The sequence below is a fragment of the Pseudoalteromonas sp. 11L1 genome (assembly GCF_055397545.1).
This window is the reverse complement of the sequence record NZ_AP041141.1, coordinates 156,636-172,672: the sequence shown is the minus strand read 5'-3', so window position 1 is coordinate 172,672 and position 16,037 is coordinate 156,636. Positions and strand designations below refer to the sequence as shown.

Here is a 16,037-nt window from a genome sequence, read left to right as displayed (position 1 = left end):
ATCAAGTTCGCTAATGAGCAGGCGTTCCTTGCGCTTTATAGTGAGTTAATATTGCACAGCTAAAAAGTAAACACAATTAATGACGTTTTTAAGTACTTAGTACTGATTAATAAGTACAATAGTTAAAGTTTATTTGTTTTGATTTTATATCTACAAGGAAGTTGTTTATATGAGTGATGTAACGCCATTTTTATATATTGCTGTTATGGCTTTTTATTTTTTACACAAAAACGAAGAAGGTAAAATACTAGTACCGATTGTTGCTTTTGCAGCAATACCGTTATTTAGTAACGATTACTGGCTGTGGTTTAAGGTGAGTATAGGGCTGAGCATCTATGTTTTAATGGTAGAAAAAGCTAAAGCCGGATATACAGGAGGTGGGGCCGTTTCAGCATTCGCTATGCTTTTTATAGGGGCTTATTTAGTCAGTGCTCTCATGCATACTGTTTTATTTTGGGAAGCATCGTGATGTCGAAGTTTAAGGTAATAGGAGTTTTTTTATTATTCACCTTGAGCTTTTCATGCTCATCTATGCCAGAGAAAAGTAAAGAGCCACTGATGGATTTTGCTAGTGCAAATTGCTTTTTTTGGTACTTCAAAGATAATAATATTCCTACTAATGATATTAGTAAAATAGCAGGTGGAATTGTTGAAATGAGTAGCTATTCGGCTAATAAGTTTCAACAGGTTGCGTTGCTGGTTAAAAATTACTCACCTAAATTGAATGCCAAGCATAAAGTTGATATACAACTGGCAAAATGCTTTTTATTAAAAGATGATGCAAGCTTCATAAAAGAGCTTAAAACCATAGGTGAATCTTAATTAACTTTATAAATTTTTTATATGAAGATCAGGTTTGAATCTTTAGAATGATCACCATGTAGAACTAAATAATCAGAGGGCACCCATTAGAACTCTGATTTTCTTTAATTTAAGTACTGGATACGCATAGCATGCTAAAAAATATTTTTTTATACTTTTATGTGCCGCGTTGGTTGCGATCGTATTTGGAGCTTTCCAGTTTTTAGGTCGCTATGCTTTTGTGATAATGCTTATAATCGTTATAGCGTTATTTTTTACTAAAATTGGTAAGCCAAAGTTTAATAAGAAATAATATAAATAAAAAAGCTACAGGAATGCATTTTATTATTTAATGAATTGCGGAAGAGGGCATGAAAACAGCTTTTTGAATGGTGACGGCTTTAAGTCCTTTTTACATTATATTGAGCAAGCCTTCGTTTAATATTTATGTGTATTGTACTGTTTAATGACCAGTCACAACCACCTGCGAATCGAAATCACCGTTATTAATTTCAAGACTATAAAACTGCAGCTAACCTGGCCAAAAACCTGAAAAGAGTTGGGTATGTTGAAATTGCGCTGATAGGGTTGAGGCAAGCAAAGCTGGAGGTTATGCTGGAGGGATTGCAGGCGAGTTAATATATGAGGTTGTTGAAAAGTAATGGAGCCTATTAAGTTGTGGTTTTTAATTTTGTTTATTACATCTGCAGGTCTTTTCTTTTTTATAATGTTACCAATGTTAATAGCAATAAAAGATAAAAAAACACGGTTGGTAGAGGATGTTCTAGATGATGGAAATCGTTTTTACTCATTAAATATCATAACTGCTGGTAGTGGAGCATTGCACTACGGTTCTATATTTCTATTCGATTGGTATGCTAGGCGTTATAAGGTAATAGAGGAGAGAGAGAAAGTACCCAAAAATTTGCAGATGTGGTTTAAGCTTTATTATATTTTATTTATAACATTTAGCTCTATGTTTTTATTAGCATGCTTAATGGCCTACTTTGTTTAGATTAACTGCTTTTCTTCTTTGTTGATTAAATAATGGACTTGATATTTTTTGGTGTTGGCTTAAGTGTTATTTTTATCATTCTTTTACCTTTAGCTTTTTATTTAAAATCAAAAAAGCTCAGAACGGTTGAAGATATTTTAGAGCATGGAAATCGCTACTATTCCCTAAATATTTTTATGGCGCTTCATGGTTTACTTCATTATGGCAGTGTATTTTTATTTGATTGGTATGCAAAACGGTATAATTTATTAAGTGATAGAAACAAGGTACCAGCTCACGTCTCGAGATTATTTAAAGTGTATTTTGTAATTTTTATGATTTGCGCACTATTAATGTTTTCATCTGTATTATTTGAATAATGGTTTTAGGTGATGGTAAGAGGAATGGCGGCTGCTAGCTTACAGAGTAATTCAATATTAAAACTAAAATACAGTTTAGTCTGTTCTTTAGCCATTGTATCAAGCGTTATTAGCTACTCATCATTAGCATTTACAATATTAATCATGCTTTGGCCATATGATACTGTGAATGAGCTAGGACCTAGAGTTATCGGTTTTTTTATTGGCATATGTGTGTTTATCTTTCTTGGAGCGCTCATATCTGCAGGTAGAAACTGGGTTATTAAAGTTTACCGCTTAGTTGCTGGGTGTTCTATAGCTGTGCCCCTCATTTATATTTTGGGTTTAATATTTGAGCAAAAAAATGAACGTTCATTTAATGGTTTAGAGCTTTCAGTTTTATTTATAATTTTTAATTCATTGATATTGCTATTTTTTAAGAGTAAGTATTTAAAGGTGAGTGTTAATGTTATTAAAAGGCTTAAAAGACGGCAGAAAAAGCAAATGGAATACTTAAAAAGCTTTAGTCACAAAAACAAATGAGAGTAACTCAAATCGGTATTTGTAACGTGTACGACTACTGCAATTTAGTATTTACATACGCTCCGGTTGAGACCTACAGAGACTAATTTTTGTTAAAGCTATAAAAGCCGTTGCAGCAATGCAGCGGCTTTTTTGTGTGTGGTGATTAATGTTAATTGTATAAGCGTAGATTGGATTGGTTGAAACGAAACCTAACGAATCACAAATATACTTACTCGCTCACAAACCAAGAATAAGTGTTATTTATTGTGGGCGTTAAGCTTGCTGGCGCACGCAAGCCCTAATAGATGTTTGAGATTACTATTACAGATAATGTGAATGCGTCTCGCATCTTTAGAAATTAGAAACCTTATTCAATTTTTTGTATTTGTGGTGACGACAGCTAAAACGGGGCTGCTGTGCCCTCTCTATTCGCGAACTTCTTCTTATATTGCGGCACAATATTGAGTTAGACATCGTTGTAATTTAGCCCGATCTTATAATAGAAAGAAATGCTGAAAATACATTTAAATATTACAAAACAATAATAAGTTATCGTTTTGCGGTAATTTTAATTGTTTTTTTAGTTTTTGAGTGTCATAGTGATTTTTTAATAGAAGGAACTTAAAATGAAACGCGAGTTACTTACTCTTGCTACTATAGTGTTCGTTATGCTGCAAACTGCATGCACAACAATTTCGATTGAAGAGTCAAATTTTCTGAACCCAGATCAAAAAGTACAGATTACAAAGCTGCGTAAAATTGAGCAAACAGCTACAACAGAAGATATAACTATAAATGGGTTTGACGATGTGACGTTGAGTGGCACCTTAATAACGGTTGATGATGCGCAAGCAACGGTTATTTATTTTGGTGGTAATCAATTTCGTGTAAGCGTTGCTGGAGGTAGATCTGCACAACAAATACTGCCAATGAATGTAAATATCTTAATGGTTGATCATCGAGGTTACGGTAATAGTGAGGGCACGCCGACAATTGAAAACTTAAAGCGTGATGCATTGTCAGTTTATGATTATGTTGCAACCCGTACAGATTTAAAAAGCACTCCGACTATTTTACATGGACACTCTTTAGGCAGCATGATTGCAGGGTATGTTGCAAGCGAGCGGCCTGCTGATGCGCTAGTACTTGAAGGAAGTATTACTAATGTAAAGCAAATGACATCGCAACGTATGCCTTGGTTTGTAAAGCCATTTGTAGAGGTTAATTTTAGTGATGAGCTAGCTAGGGTTGATAATTTAAAGGTAGTGGAATCATTTACAGCTCCGCTTTTAATAATTACCGGAGAAGACGATACTCAAACACCTCCTGCTTTAGCTGAAACTTTATACCAACATGCACTTTCAAAGCAAAAGCAATTATATATTGTAAAGGGTAAGCACCATGGTAATGCATTGACTGGTGATAAGTTACAGCTACATTATCAGCGATTAGTAATGCAGTTAAAAGCAAAGAAATCTTAAAATGAAAAGAATAGTAATGATGAGTAACGTAATATTAGCGTTACTTTTTTTGACCCTAACTACTTTATTAATTACCGCCGTTGTATTGTTACTTAATGGCAGTGATGTTTTAAACTTTACTCAAGCTAACGGTACCCACTTGTGGATAGGGCTTGAAGTTACCGGTTCTTGGAAAAGTACTGCAAGCACATTAACGTCAAACAGTTTTAATGCAATGACGTGGTTAGCGTTACCGCAAATGTTGCCATACATTATTGTAAATCTGATTTTAATTCGCTTGTTTATGCTTTACCGTAAAGGATTGTTTTTTAACTTAAAGAATATTCAATGCTTTAAATGGCTTGGTGGCTTATTATTACTGCAATTTATATTTGTGGCTTTTTATCCCGCGTTGTTGGTAACACTGCTCAATATGTTCACAGGTAGTGAGCTTAAACGAGCTGTAGTGATTCAAGACACCGATATCATAGGCTTTATAGTTGGGCTTATTATTTATGTTATTGCATGGATAATGAAACAGGCGCAACAGCTGCAACAAGAGCAAGAGTTAGTAATTTAATGGCAATAATAATTGATTTAGATGTGATGCTCGCAAAGCGTAAAATGAAGTCGGCAGAGCTTGCCGAAGCAATTGGGATTACCCCACAAAATTTATCTGTATTAAAATCGGGCCGTGCAAAGGCTGTACGATTTACAACGCTTGACGCTATTTGCAAATACTTAGATTGCCAACCTGGTGATATTTTACGCTTTGAAGTTGATATTGACTAAGTCGCATACTGACTAGTAAAAATGCTCCCTTTAGGGTTTGACCCCGTTTCACTCTCCTCTTCTATAACTAATTGTTTAACAGTACCTAATTTAGGATTAGTATTAGTTACTACTTAAAACAATAATAAAATAAGTGCTAGAAATAGCCTTTAATAAAAGAGGTATTCATGGAAGATCTATTTATAGGTTTATTTGCAAATGTCGGCGTTATATTAGTTTTAGTTTTGATATTAAAAGCACTTAAAAAAGTTGATTTAAATCTAATTTGGTCTTTGATTTCGTTAGGTATTTTAGTTTGCTACTTTTTTGCTTTGTTTAAAGGTGGAAAGGTTATCCCCTTGGATATGCTTTTTCCTGATATGTCGTGGAATTGGTCTGGAAAAGTAGCGGCAATAATCCTTTGGTTAGTCGTACTATTGGCTTTAGTTAAATTTAAAGCTAACTTTCGTATTGCAGATGCTGGTTTTACTTTTAGGCAAAATGAAAATTCTATAAAACCCGCTTTTACAGTTATGTGCTTGTTTATCATTTTACAGATAGTTGTATCACTTTTTTGGAGTGGTGAACCTAATTACGATTTAGAAACCTTACTTTATCAGGCAACAATGCCAGGCTTTGATGAGGAGCCAATGTTTAGAGGGATTCTTTTATTTTGTATATCTTTGGCAATCATATCTGAACGCTATAATTTAGGTGGTGCGTCAATTAACATTGCAGGGTTGCTTTTAGTGGTGTTATTTGGACTAGTTCATGGGGTTATGTTTAATGGTGGAGAGTGGCACTTTTCTTTTCCCGCTATTTTATTAACAGGTGGCTACGGCTTTATTTTACTTTGGCTAAGAGAGCGCACAGGGAGTTTGGTGTTTCCTATTTTAGCCCATAATAGTGTTAACTTTGTTGGGCAGCTAATCTAATTAAAAGTTTAATTTAAGAGAGGTAAAATCTTGTGTAAGTTTTTACCTCTTCACCGGCTGCAGCCAAAAGGGCTCGTTTGCAAGTGACCACAAGTCATTCATGCCTGCAATTTGAGCTCCTTTTATCACTTAGAAAAACCAAAGGGCTACCCATTAGAAATTTCTGATCAAGCAGGCAGCTGTATTTTCTTGATCTTTTTATTTAAAAACCAAGTGTTCTTATTATTTAAACTCACTTTAAATATGACTACGCATCTAGTCATTACGTCGATTGGTATTAATATGCACCATGGCTTGGCTAAGAACGCCATTTGAATTTAGATATTTTTAGCATCATTGATGATTAAGTAAGGCCCTTGGTCTCCGTCATCGTTTACTACCAATATCAGTCCTTTTTCTGGCAGTGTATATACACTGCCTAATAACAAATAAATTTAAAATTAGTTATCTTCGATAACAATGGTGCAGGCAGCAGGGCTTTCACCAGTCATACTTATTACTGCCGTATACCCGTTATGACTTTCATCGTAAATGCCATCATCAGAGTAGTGTTTTTTTGTTTTATCAGCCGCTTTATATGCATCTTTAGAGCTACTATAAGGCGTTTTACTATGCTGTACTTTAAAATAGTTCTGTTTATTTACTGGTGTTGCGGACATAATTGCCCAACCAGATTTATTACCTGAAATTTCAATGCTCATAGTAATATTTGAACCCGCACCTTTAGCATGAACACCTGCTTCCCAAAGCTCCCCAGGGTTAATTTTGTTGCCACCGTCAACATCTCGTAAACTACCATGGTCAATATAGTAATCTACACTTATTGTTGATTTTGTAGCATTCCTTATACCAACAGCCAAATCGTTGCGATCTTTATTGCTACCAAAAACACTAGTAATTAGCTGATTAACATCAATATTAAAATTAGTATCGGTACCCATAATTTATTTCTCCATTGTAAATATCTATTTCATTGTCAAACAACATAAAATTCGTTGTTAATAAAATGTTAGGTTGGATGATTTAAGATATCTATTACAAATTATTACACCCAATACTCAATTGAGTGTAATTAGGAAGGTCGATTAAAAACTCAATACAAAAACTCGTCAGGGTTGCAATTATTAGTGACCCTATGCTTTTTTCTATTTTTACTTCTAGCAACACATGCATTTATAGCGTTATGTAATGCTGTGTAATATTTTTACGCTTGTCTTCAGCTATCTTTATAAAGAGTGTCCATCGCTCACCTAAATCAACTAGCTTAAATCTTTAAGGTGTCTTGGATAACCAACCAAGATCCTAACTTATTTTTATTTAAGCCAGCGATATTGCACAACGTTCACCGTCACAAAGGAGCAAATTATGAATGTGCAAAACAAAACGGGCCCGTCGGTAGCAGTAGATACAGAAATTGATGCTAATATTCTTCTCAGCAGTGCGCAAAAGCAAAAAATTAAAGTGCGTGATAGCAAGTATAAAGCGGCTGATTTATCTTGTCTGAGAGCAATTGCACAGGCTGCAATTAACGTCGAATTATTTACAATCCCGCTTTATATGAGCGGCCTCTATTCGATTCAAGGGACACACCAAATTGCAGACTCGTCGAAACTGTATCCCGGCCGTTATTGGCCAGGGCTTGGTCCTACGGCTGGTTACATTCCTGAAATAAGACGTAATCAGTATGATGTTAACTTAACTGCTTTGTTTGACACCGACACCTCAGCTGGAAACAGTGATGATGCAAATAAACCAGCCAAAAAATATGAACTGTCTGTTAATCAACAAGTGTTCAACGGGGTATATAGTGTTTTTATTGAAGAAATGCTGCATCTACAACTGGCCTCAAATATGGCAAGTAAATTGGGCCTCACACCGAGCTTTACTAGTCAGGCGTTAATTGACGAAAAATATGGTTGGAAGTGCTACAACAACAAAAGTAGCATTCCACATATTTTGAACTTTGCGGACTGTACTACCGATTTATCTAAATTGAGCCCTGCGGTTCAAGCTTATTTCAAACAAATTTTTCCCAATAAAACGCTACAAGATTTACGTGTTAATGCAACAGAACTCAGTAAAGAGCAAACGCTGCTATTTATGTTGATAGAAGAGACTGAAGAAAATGCTCACAAAATTATTCAACCAGAGTTTTTAAAACCAAACGCAGATACACAACGACCAAAATACTTTGAACAAGCCCCATATGACTGGTGGAAACCGAATTACAAGGAAAGTGACTTGCCGCTATTTGGTTCAATTGGGCACATGTACTTAAGTTATTGGGATTATATTCAGATCCAATATGACGATGGAACTAGTTTGTTAGATTACGCAACTATTCAGCCTACCTGCGAAGCTAGTCAGCGCGACTACTTCAATGAGCGCCCTGGAAATGATGAATATCAAGCACAATTTCCGGGCATTATGGGTTCACTCAACGTAAATTCAGATCATACAGCTCTCAAAGAAGCCTTAATGAACAATGTGAATGCCATTACGGATCAAGGTGAGGGTGATGGTGTGGCTGACATGCTTTGTAAACGTTGGGCTAATGAGATATGGGCGCAAAACTTTCTTGCTTCTAAGGAGTCGCCATCAAACGATGCTCACCCGAGTACAGTCGAAGAAAAGTTCCAACCAAGCGCTGATGCATTAAAAGCGGATTACCCAGCAAGCTGCAGTGAAGGTCCTATATCAGGCTCAGCATGTGCACGGATCACCAATAAATATAAAGATCACTTTCAAATTTTCACCGATACGCTGAAGCTGATCGTTGACTTTGAATCCCCTTCATCAAACTCTAGTGAACGCTACATGACATGGCCTACATGGTTTGCTGATGGCAACACTTGGAGCTGTGAATTATTAGATCCCAAAGGGGGCGATATAGCACATGCGACTAATCCGCAACTCCCAGAGGTAGCAAGCGTAGTGCAAGCGCTCAATAATCTGCGGCTCACGACTAATATTAATGACACTCACCAATTATTTAGTAGTTCAGCAGTAGGTACAATTAAAGGTCTCACAACAGCGCTAGATCGCTATTGGTCGGGTAAAACTGAGGAGTTTCCGGGTCCAGCAATGGGAGGTTCTGGAGATAGAATTTCGATCTGCTGGGCAACTACAGGAATAGCGCCAGATTTAGTGAGCGGTATCGACCCACAAAGTGCGGACACGCTTTATCATGCTTGCCAAGGAATGAGTTATAACAACATCGGCACTAATGATTTACCACCTCCTGAGGTATATCACAGCTGTAAAGGTAGTAATGATTGTAAAGCGCAGGGAGGTTGTGGTTTTGTGCATAGCACAACGCCAGGTGGCAGCTGTGGTGGCAGTGTATCGAGCGGGCCAAAAAGTGCACCAGCCGATAATAAGTGTAATAACTTGGGCGGTTGTGCAGTGCCTATTTCGGCGTCTCAACTTTTCCCGAAGCTTTCAGGTGATGACCAAGAATACGATATGCAGTTATTTAAGTTTAACCTTAAAGATAACAGCTTCTCAGCAATAGATTATACTTACCCAAAAAGCCAAGCCGCTCTCAGTGATAAGTCAGATGAGTGCGTATTAATGCCTTATAAAAAAGGTGACGCTGTATACAACATTGCTTGGCAAGCTTACAGTAATGCTAATGGCTTGTTGGATGATAACGGTAAACCGCCTGAGCAGCCAATGCCTTCAGATATTCGTTTAGCACTTCCTCCTTCAACTTGATAGGAAAGAGCGTATGACAAATCTAACTCGGACGCAGGATTTTGCTGCGTCCGCTATCGAAAAGCTAACTGATCTTGGGTTTGGTGTTGGCCTCAGAAGTCAGCATTATCCTTATATTATGTCCCATTTGGAACACGATACATCACTTGGTGTTGATTGGTTTGAAATTATCAGTGAAAACTATATAGATAATCACGGATATGGTAGGTATGTGCTCGATAAATTAAAGGAACAATACCCGCTAGTTATGCATGGCGTATCAATGAATATTGGTAGTAGCGATCCAATTAACTTTGAATACTTACGCAAGCTCAAAGAGTTAGGTGAGTTTGTTAACCCTCAACTTATTTCTGATCATCTATGCTGGACAGGCCTTGCTGGTTTAAATAGTCACGACTTGCTACCAATGCCGCTAACTGATGAAAGTTTACAGCACGTTATTGACCGCGTTGATCAAGTACAAGACTTTTTAGAGAGGCCTTTAGTGCTTGAAAACCCGTCAACTTATCTTGAATTTCAACACTCTACTTTCACTGAAAGCGCGTTTTTTTGTGAGCTCGTCAAAGCAACAGGATGCGGTATGTTATTGGATGTAAATAATGTTTTTGTTAGTAGTTTTAATCATGGTTTTGACGCCGAGCAATTTATTCGCCAATTACCCCTCGATCACATTGTTCAAATACACCTTGCAGGCCCTAGTGATTGTGGAGACTGTTTGATAGACACTCATGACCAGCCTGTCCCCTATAAGGTTTGGCAGCTTTACCAATTGGCGCAGCGCTTAACTGGGGGGACTTCGACCTTACTTGAGTGGGATGCCAATATTCCCAGTTTTTCTGAGCTGGTTGGAGAGTTAAACAAAGCAAAGCTGGTACTAGCAGGTCATATCCCGGAACAAAATACGATTATTAACACTAACGCGCTTTCAACCCCCATAGTTAACGAACGTTTAGATGCGGCACGCCACACCATGTCTAAGCGAGTAGAGTTAGATCAATGAAAACACCAGACTTAATACAAACCCAGCAGTGGCTTAGCACCGTTTTAATGGTGCGAGGTGATTTGCCACAAAAGCTTAATACTGCTGCTTCACAAGGCTTAACTTTATATAAGTGTGTTAAAAGCAGTGGCACCCTTAATGCCATGCGAAGGGTCGACATCTATGCTGCAGGTTATGTGATGCGTTTAGTCGAGTGCCTTAGGGGGGAGTTTGCACTACTTTGCCAGTTCATGGGTAAGGAAGTATTTGATACCTTCGCTAAAGCTTTTATTGTCACCTTGCCATCAGAGTCTTGGACTATGCACCAGCTAGGCTCGCGCTTCGCTGATTTTTTAGCGCACACAAAACCCACAGGCGATTTTAGCCCGCATCAGCAAGCTATGTTTTGTCTACCCGCAGAACTAGCTAAATTTGAAAGAGCAAAAGCATTAACACTTTTGAAGCCTGGGCCTGAAACAGCACATAAAGTTTTGTCCATTAGCGAAATTGAGCTACTTTGCGGTATTGCGCAAGACTTTATAATAGCAGTACCTGAGTCCGTACAGCTTATTCAAAGCGATTATCCTTTACTGCCTTTAGTCGCTGAGCTTGAGCAAGGTAAGTCATCTCTTGTGCCCACACCAGAGCAAACGTATATTGCCATATCACGCCACCAATACCGCTTAAAAGTCACTATGTTAAACGACTGGCAAACCGATTTCTTGCTTCAGCTAAAAAAAGATCAGCGTTGTTACAAAGAGGCTGTCGCCTATTGTTCAGATAAAATGAATATAGAAACACAAGTATTAAAGTCTCAATTAGCTATTTGGATCCCTAGTGCCGTGAATATAGGACTGTTTACGCTACACAAAAATTAATTATCACCTTTGGTGAGTTTCTTATTCCTCGGCTTGCTGAACGGTGTTGGGCTGGTTTTACCGTTATGGCTTGCATCTGCCTTTAGTTTCTCCTTTTATTGGGATTTGAGGCTGTATTTAGTAAAACCAAAAAGGGATTCAAAATTGTAAAATACCGCGCAAGTTGGTCGCGGTTTTTCCTTGATTTTTTATTCACAGAGTTCAAGTGTTTTATTTCAACCCAACAATTAAATGGGGCACCAACTGAAAATACAGCTAAGCTCTTTATTAGAGGCCTTACGTAATTTTTTAGGGGTGACTGATTGCAGGTAGATTATTGAAACATAGTGATAAATTAACTTCCCGTTTTTGTGAAATTTAGGGTGTAATTAATCGATACAGACTAAAGGGCGGCCCCTTACTGAAATAGCTTATGCCTATTATGTTATTAGCAAGCACTTTAAATATAACTTTTATTTTTAAATCTTATATAATTTAAAAATTCCCCTTTAAAAAGAGATTACTATGATTCGTAGAACTCTCATTCTTTTTTGCATTTTCTGCTTTAATATCGGCTTGTTAAATGCCAGCGAAAAAGATAAAACCATTACGTTTGCAGTTGGCCATGATCATGAAAAAATGCTGCAGGAAAATTACCCAATCTATCGTGCGAGTTGGCAATTTTTAAATCAAAGCTTAGCTAAATTAGGGTATGAAGTGGATGCCATTGTTTTACCTTGGGCAAGAGCAAACTATTATACTCAGTCAGGAAAAGCTGACGGTCTATTTTTAGCGGCTAATCTACCAGGAAGAGAGCAGTGGGCGGTATTGTCAAACCCAATTGGTGTGGGGGCATTTGGTGCTTTTTATCATAAAGATAGAAAAGACGAAGAAAATGTTATTGCGAGTGTTCGTTTAGGTGTACATGACAAAATATTAAAAGGTTATCATACTTATGAGTTGTTAGAAGTTGCCACTGCTCAACAAGGGTTTAAACTACTTTATAATCAAAAAGTAGACCGTCTTATTATGTCGCAGAGTTATGGCGAATACTTGTTAAGTAATGAATTAATTGAATTTAAAAACGAAATATCATTTGATTCTGACGTTATTGAGAAACGTTCAATTCATGTTGCATTTGCAAAAGACATTACTAAAAGTTTGAACGCAATGATTGTAGTAAATAAAGCAATTGATTTAGGTATAAACGACGGTATATACCATAAAGTTATGACTAAAAATAAAGTACCTGAAAGTATGTTTTTGTCTAGTATTGATAGAAAGTAGGCATACCTTATCTATTTTCAATCGCTTTAAAGTCAGTAGATGAGCGAAATTGTCTAATGGATGATTCCTTCACTTACTTTACACTTTTTCACTGAGCTACTTATGCTTTGCTATTACCAAAGCGTCTAAAAGAGATATTAAACCTAGGTCCTATTGTGTTATCACCTTTGGCAATTGCATGTTCATAATTATCTTGAAAGCCTTTGCCCATCAGCAATAAAGAGCCATTTTCTAACGTGATATTATAGCGTTCATGTGTGATGGTTTTTGAGCGAATTAAAAATTCTCGCTGAGCCCCAATACTGATTGAAGCAATCACATCTGTAGAGCCAAATGCGGGTAAGTCACTATGAAAGCCTAAGCTTTCTTGCCCATTGGGGTAGTACAAACATACCGCGACAGCCAAATTACAACCGGTGCGTTCAGTGATTTGCTGACGTAACTCTTCAAGCAGGGGGAAACTCTTTGTTTGTCTGCCATGATGCAAGGAGAAACTACCCGATTTAGCAAGTTGTGAGTCTAAAAAAATCATTCGCCACGGTAAAATAGGTTTTTGTGATCCATCGGGGAAATCTATAACCTCAGGCTCTTCGAGATCATAGTTGCTCCTCAGCCACTTAAAAAGCGTTTCACTTTGCGCTGTAGACATGAAGTGTGAGTAATAATGGGCATCACAAGACAGTGGTAATTTCATGGTTTTTACCTTAGCTACACTCAAATATGAATATAAGCATATCAGTATTTTGAAGAGTTGAAGTGTTTAGACTCCTCATCAGCCGTGCCTTGCGGCGTTAATACAAGTTCATCAACGAGTGCAAGCCCGATTAAGGCGCCTTGCGTTGAGCTTTGTTGCTCTTCCGGCTGTTTATAAAAAGATATTTTGTAAATTAAAACAATAAACCATTAAGGCGATAAGGCCATAGACTCTGTGTTTAAGTGATGGTGGGTTACCAATATTTACAGTGTCACAGTTGAACCATGCTCAACTTTGATTAACTTAAAAATACAGTAATAATGAAAATAAGAACAAGCTGATTGCTTAGTAATTTAATAAAATGATGCTTTGAGGAAAGCTTACATTAGCTGTGTAATTTTTATAGTTTATATTGGTGAAATATTTTCATTTCTTTCTTAATTATTGATTTTAAAGATATTTATAGATGGTCTTTTTTTTGCTTGGTTATTGTTTTTTAACCCTTTAAAAATATAGCAATCAAAAAAATCATTTAAGGAAGAAAAGTTATGGCAGAGTCATTTAAGTATGCAAATAACAAAGGACATGCAGGAGAGCTTCATCAAAAAGCTAATGAAGATCACCCCGTAATGACAACCGCACAAGGTTGCCCTATCAGTGACAATCAAAATTCATTAAAAGCAGGTCAACGCGGACCAGGACTATTGGAAGATCATGTGTTACGAGAAAAGTTGTTTCACTTTGATCACGAGCGAATTCCTGAGCGAGTTGTTCACGCAAGAGGGTATGGAGCACATGGTTACTTTGAAACGTATGATGCTTTAGATGATTTGACTTCTGCTGATATTTTTCAACGTAAAGGTGAAAAAACACCTGTTTTTGCACGCTTTTCAACAGTGGCGGGTAATCAGGGCTCGCCTGATTTAGCACGTGATGTGCGAGGTTTTGCCGTTAAGTTTTATACGCAGGAAGGTAATTGGGATCTGGTAGGCAATAATATCCCAGTTTTTTTCATTCAAGACGCGATGAAGTTTCCCGACCTTATACATAGCGCAAAAGCAGAACCAGATCGTGGTTTTCCACAAGCGCAAACAGCCCACGATAATTTTTGGGATTTTGTAAGTTTGTCGCCAGAATCCATGCACATGGTTATGTGGGCAATGTCAGATAGAGCTATCCCGCGCTCATTAAGGTTTATGGAAGGATTTGGCGTTCATACTTTTAAGTTTATTAATGCACAAGGTGAAGAAAAATTTGTTAAGTTCCACTGGAAACCTAAAGGCGGTATGCAGTCAGTGGTTTGGAATGAGGCATTGAAATTAAATGGCGCTGATCCTGATTTTCATCGTCGTGATATGTGGGAATCAATTAATAATGGTGACTATCCGGAATGGGAGCTGGGCATTCAAGTATTTGATCAAAAATTTGCGGAAGAGTTCGAGTTCGATGTTTTTGATGCCACTAAACTGATACCCGAAGAGCAAGTACCAGTTAAAATTATTGGTAAAATGGTACTCAATCGAGTCGTAGACAATTTCTTTGCGGAAACTGAACAAGTTGCCTTTTGTACTCAAAATATAGTGCCTGGGCTTGATTTTACTCCCGATCCTTTATTGCAAGGCCGTAATTTTTCGTACCTAGATACACAAACCAAGCGGTTAGGTGGGCCTAATTTCACACAAATTCCTGTTAATGCACCAAAATGCCCGATGAGACACTTTCTTCAAGATGGCCACATGGCAATGCAGAACCCCAAAGGCCGGGTTAATTACGAACCAAATTCATTCAGCGGGGATGAAAACAATCCGCGAGAGTGCCCTGTACACGGATTCAAAAGCTCAGAATCTGAAACTGACGGGGGTAAATTACGCTATCGCTCAGAAACATTTAGTGATCACTACAGTCAAGCGCGCCAATTCTACTTAAGTCAAACTGACGTTGAGCAAACGCATATCCAAGATGCTTTAATTTTTGAGTTATCTAAAGTAGAGCATTTACGTATCAGAGAACGTGTGGTTTCTCATCTGTTAAATATTGATAACAAGCTTGCTGAGCAAGTTGCATTGGGTTTAGGTTTACAAACTATGCCAGATGCCGCAGAAGCGGCGCTTGATACCCGTCATGATTTACCAGTATCTGATGCGCTAAGTATTTTAAAAAATGCGCCAAATACATTTAAAGGCAGGAAGCTTGGTATATTAGTAAGTGATGGTTTTGATGCTGAAACCTTTAATTTATTAACACAAAGCCTTAAAGAGGAAGGTGCAAGTTATGAAATTATTGCGGCTCAAGTTGGTGGTGCTAAAAATAGTAATGGCGAGATTATTGAGGCCGATCAAGTGATTAATGGCGGTCCTTCGGTGCTTTACGACGCAATAGTTCTGCTTACCACTAATGAAGGCGCTAAAAAGTTTGCTGAAATACCGGAGGCGAAAGATTTTGTCAGTGATGCTTATGCACATATGAAGTATATCGGCTTTAGTGATAAAGCAACTCCTTTAATCGAGGCTACTGGTTTAAATGGACAGCTTGATGATGGCTTGTTGAATTTAAATAAAATTTCCGCAAGTGAGTTTGTCTCAAAAATTCGTAACCTTAGGTATTGGAGCCGATAAATCGCATAAATTGGGGCTAGTGAGAACTAGCCCTTGTTATTGA

Annotated in this window: 15 protein-coding genes; 13 read left to right on the top strand and 2 right to left on the bottom strand. The window is 37.4% G+C overall.

Translation table 11 applies throughout. The annotated features are described in order from the left end of the window. The first annotated feature begins 169 nt into the window (after window positions 1–169). The 8 genes from ACZ5WS_RS00790 to ACZ5WS_RS00755 all read left to right on the top strand — a co-directional run bounded on the left by ACZ5WS_RS00790 (window position 170) and on the right by ACZ5WS_RS00755 (window position 5,845). Window positions 170–469, top strand: coding sequence for a hypothetical protein (locus tag ACZ5WS_RS00790; protein WP_464710023.1), 300 nt, complete (start codon window positions 170–172; stop codon window positions 467–469). After that, on the top strand, window positions 469–822 hold the full coding sequence (locus ACZ5WS_RS00785) for a hypothetical protein (protein ID WP_464710022.1): 354 nt from the start codon (window positions 469–471) through the stop codon (window positions 820–822). The genes ACZ5WS_RS00790 and ACZ5WS_RS00785 overlap by 1 nt, the downstream gene beginning before the upstream one ends. A 1,026-nt stretch (window positions 823–1,848) precedes the next feature. Then, the gene (locus tag ACZ5WS_RS00780; RefSeq protein WP_464710020.1) at window positions 1,849–2,175 is read left to right on the top strand and encodes a hypothetical protein; all 327 of its coding nucleotides are present in this window, start codon (window positions 1,849–1,851) and stop codon (window positions 2,173–2,175) included. Window positions 2,176–2,199: 24 nt separating this feature from the next. After that, the gene (locus tag ACZ5WS_RS00775) at window positions 2,200–2,697 is read left to right on the top strand and encodes a hypothetical protein (RefSeq protein WP_464710018.1); all 498 of its coding nucleotides are present in this window, start codon (window positions 2,200–2,202) and stop codon (window positions 2,695–2,697) included. Between the two features lie 608 nt (window positions 2,698–3,305). Then, a complete protein-coding gene (locus ACZ5WS_RS00770; RefSeq protein ID WP_464710017.1) occupies window positions 3,306–4,160 on the top strand; it encodes an alpha/beta hydrolase in 855 nt (284 codons plus the stop codon). 1 nt (window position 4,161) lies between these two features. After that, window positions 4,162–4,719, top strand: coding sequence for a DUF2975 domain-containing protein (locus tag ACZ5WS_RS00765; protein ID WP_464710012.1), 558 nt, complete (start codon window positions 4,162–4,164; stop codon window positions 4,717–4,719). Then, window positions 4,719–4,931 (top strand): helix-turn-helix domain-containing protein, encoded by a 213-nt coding sequence (locus tag ACZ5WS_RS00760; RefSeq protein WP_010390771.1) that lies wholly within the window; start codon window positions 4,719–4,721, stop codon window positions 4,929–4,931. Before ACZ5WS_RS00765 ends, ACZ5WS_RS00760 begins: the two co-directional genes overlap by 1 nt. 167 nt (window positions 4,932–5,098) lie before the next feature. Next, window positions 5,099–5,845: a CPBP family glutamic-type intramembrane protease gene (locus tag ACZ5WS_RS00755; protein ID WP_138608986.1), complete on the top strand. Its 747-nt coding sequence runs from the start codon at window positions 5,099–5,101 to the stop codon at window positions 5,843–5,845. Between the two features lie 440 nt (window positions 5,846–6,285). Here ACZ5WS_RS00755 and ACZ5WS_RS00750 read toward each other — a convergent pair whose 3' ends face one another. Continuing rightward, window positions 6,286–6,786 carry a hypothetical protein gene (locus ACZ5WS_RS00750; RefSeq protein WP_138608985.1) on the bottom strand — a complete coding sequence of 167 codons (501 nt, stop codon included), beginning with the start codon at window positions 6,784–6,786 and terminating at the stop codon, window positions 6,286–6,288. A gap of 424 nt (window positions 6,787–7,210) precedes the next feature. Between ACZ5WS_RS00750 and ACZ5WS_RS00745 the strand changes: the two genes are divergently transcribed. From ACZ5WS_RS00745 to ACZ5WS_RS00730, 4 genes are all read left to right on the top strand, one after another. Further along, window positions 7,211–9,562 carry a ferritin-like domain-containing protein gene (locus ACZ5WS_RS00745; protein WP_464710003.1) on the top strand — a complete coding sequence of 784 codons (2,352 nt, stop codon included), beginning with the start codon at window positions 7,211–7,213 and terminating at the stop codon, window positions 9,560–9,562. 13 nt (window positions 9,563–9,575) lie between these two features. Continuing rightward, entirely contained in the window at window positions 9,576–10,562 is a 987-nt protein-coding gene (gene bufB, locus ACZ5WS_RS00740) for an MNIO family bufferin maturase (protein WP_138608981.1), read from the top strand. Then, the gene (locus ACZ5WS_RS00735; protein ID WP_464710000.1) at window positions 10,559–11,419 is read left to right on the top strand and encodes an HvfC/BufC family peptide modification chaperone; all 861 of its coding nucleotides are present in this window, start codon (window positions 10,559–10,561) and stop codon (window positions 11,417–11,419) included. Before bufB ends, ACZ5WS_RS00735 begins: the two co-directional genes overlap by 4 nt. A gap of 504 nt (window positions 11,420–11,923) precedes the next feature. After that, window positions 11,924–12,685: a substrate-binding periplasmic protein gene (locus ACZ5WS_RS00730; protein ID WP_138608977.1), complete on the top strand. Its 762-nt coding sequence runs from the start codon at window positions 11,924–11,926 to the stop codon at window positions 12,683–12,685. A gap of 100 nt (window positions 12,686–12,785) precedes the next feature. Here the strand turns inward: ACZ5WS_RS00730 and ACZ5WS_RS00725 are convergent, their stop codons facing one another. Then, window positions 12,786–13,379 carry an alpha-ketoglutarate-dependent dioxygenase AlkB gene (locus tag ACZ5WS_RS00725; protein ID WP_464709996.1) on the bottom strand — a complete coding sequence of 198 codons (594 nt, stop codon included), beginning with the start codon at window positions 13,377–13,379 and terminating at the stop codon, window positions 12,786–12,788. Between the two features lie 548 nt (window positions 13,380–13,927). Between ACZ5WS_RS00725 and ACZ5WS_RS00720 the strand changes: the two genes are divergently transcribed. Continuing rightward, the gene (locus ACZ5WS_RS00720) at window positions 13,928–15,994 is read left to right on the top strand and encodes a catalase (protein WP_464709993.1); all 2,067 of its coding nucleotides are present in this window, start codon (window positions 13,928–13,930) and stop codon (window positions 15,992–15,994) included. Window positions 15,995–16,037 lie beyond the last annotated feature (43 nt).

Excerpts from the sequence above, each read along its gene's own strand:
- ACZ5WS_RS00765 (WP_464710012.1), top strand. The coding sequence starts at position 4,162 with ATGAAAAGAATAGTAATGATGAGTAACGTAATATTAGCGTTACTTTTT.
- ACZ5WS_RS00790 (WP_464710023.1), top strand. The coding sequence starts at position 170 with ATGAGTGATGTAACGCCATTTTTATATATTGCTGTTATGGCTTTTTAT.
- ACZ5WS_RS00745 (WP_464710003.1), top strand. The coding sequence starts at position 7,211 with ATGAATGTGCAAAACAAAACGGGCCCGTCGGTAGCAGTAGATACAGAA.
- ACZ5WS_RS00770 (WP_464710017.1), top strand. The coding sequence starts at position 3,306 with ATGAAACGCGAGTTACTTACTCTTGCTACTATAGTGTTCGTTATGCTG.
- ACZ5WS_RS00735 (WP_464710000.1), top strand. The coding sequence starts at position 10,559 with ATGAAAACACCAGACTTAATACAAACCCAGCAGTGGCTTAGCACCGTT.
- ACZ5WS_RS00785 (WP_464710022.1), top strand. The coding sequence starts at position 469 with ATGTCGAAGTTTAAGGTAATAGGAGTTTTTTTATTATTCACCTTGAGC.
- ACZ5WS_RS00750 (WP_138608985.1), bottom strand. The coding sequence starts at position 6,786 with ATGGGTACCGATACTAATTTTAATATTGATGTTAATCAGCTAATTACT.
- ACZ5WS_RS00730 (WP_138608977.1), top strand. The coding sequence starts at position 11,924 with ATGATTCGTAGAACTCTCATTCTTTTTTGCATTTTCTGCTTTAATATC.
- ACZ5WS_RS00780 (WP_464710020.1), top strand. The coding sequence starts at position 1,849 with ATGGACTTGATATTTTTTGGTGTTGGCTTAAGTGTTATTTTTATCATT.
- ACZ5WS_RS00775 (WP_464710018.1), top strand. The coding sequence starts at position 2,200 with ATGGCGGCTGCTAGCTTACAGAGTAATTCAATATTAAAACTAAAATAC.
- ACZ5WS_RS00725 (WP_464709996.1), bottom strand. The coding sequence starts at position 13,379 with ATGAAATTACCACTGTCTTGTGATGCCCATTATTACTCACACTTCATG.
- bufB (WP_138608981.1), top strand. The coding sequence starts at position 9,576 with ATGACAAATCTAACTCGGACGCAGGATTTTGCTGCGTCCGCTATCGAA.
- ACZ5WS_RS00720 (WP_464709993.1), top strand. The coding sequence starts at position 13,928 with ATGGCAGAGTCATTTAAGTATGCAAATAACAAAGGACATGCAGGAGAG.
- ACZ5WS_RS00760 (WP_010390771.1), top strand. The coding sequence starts at position 4,719 with ATGGCAATAATAATTGATTTAGATGTGATGCTCGCAAAGCGTAAAATG.
- ACZ5WS_RS00755 (WP_138608986.1), top strand. The coding sequence starts at position 5,099 with ATGGAAGATCTATTTATAGGTTTATTTGCAAATGTCGGCGTTATATTA.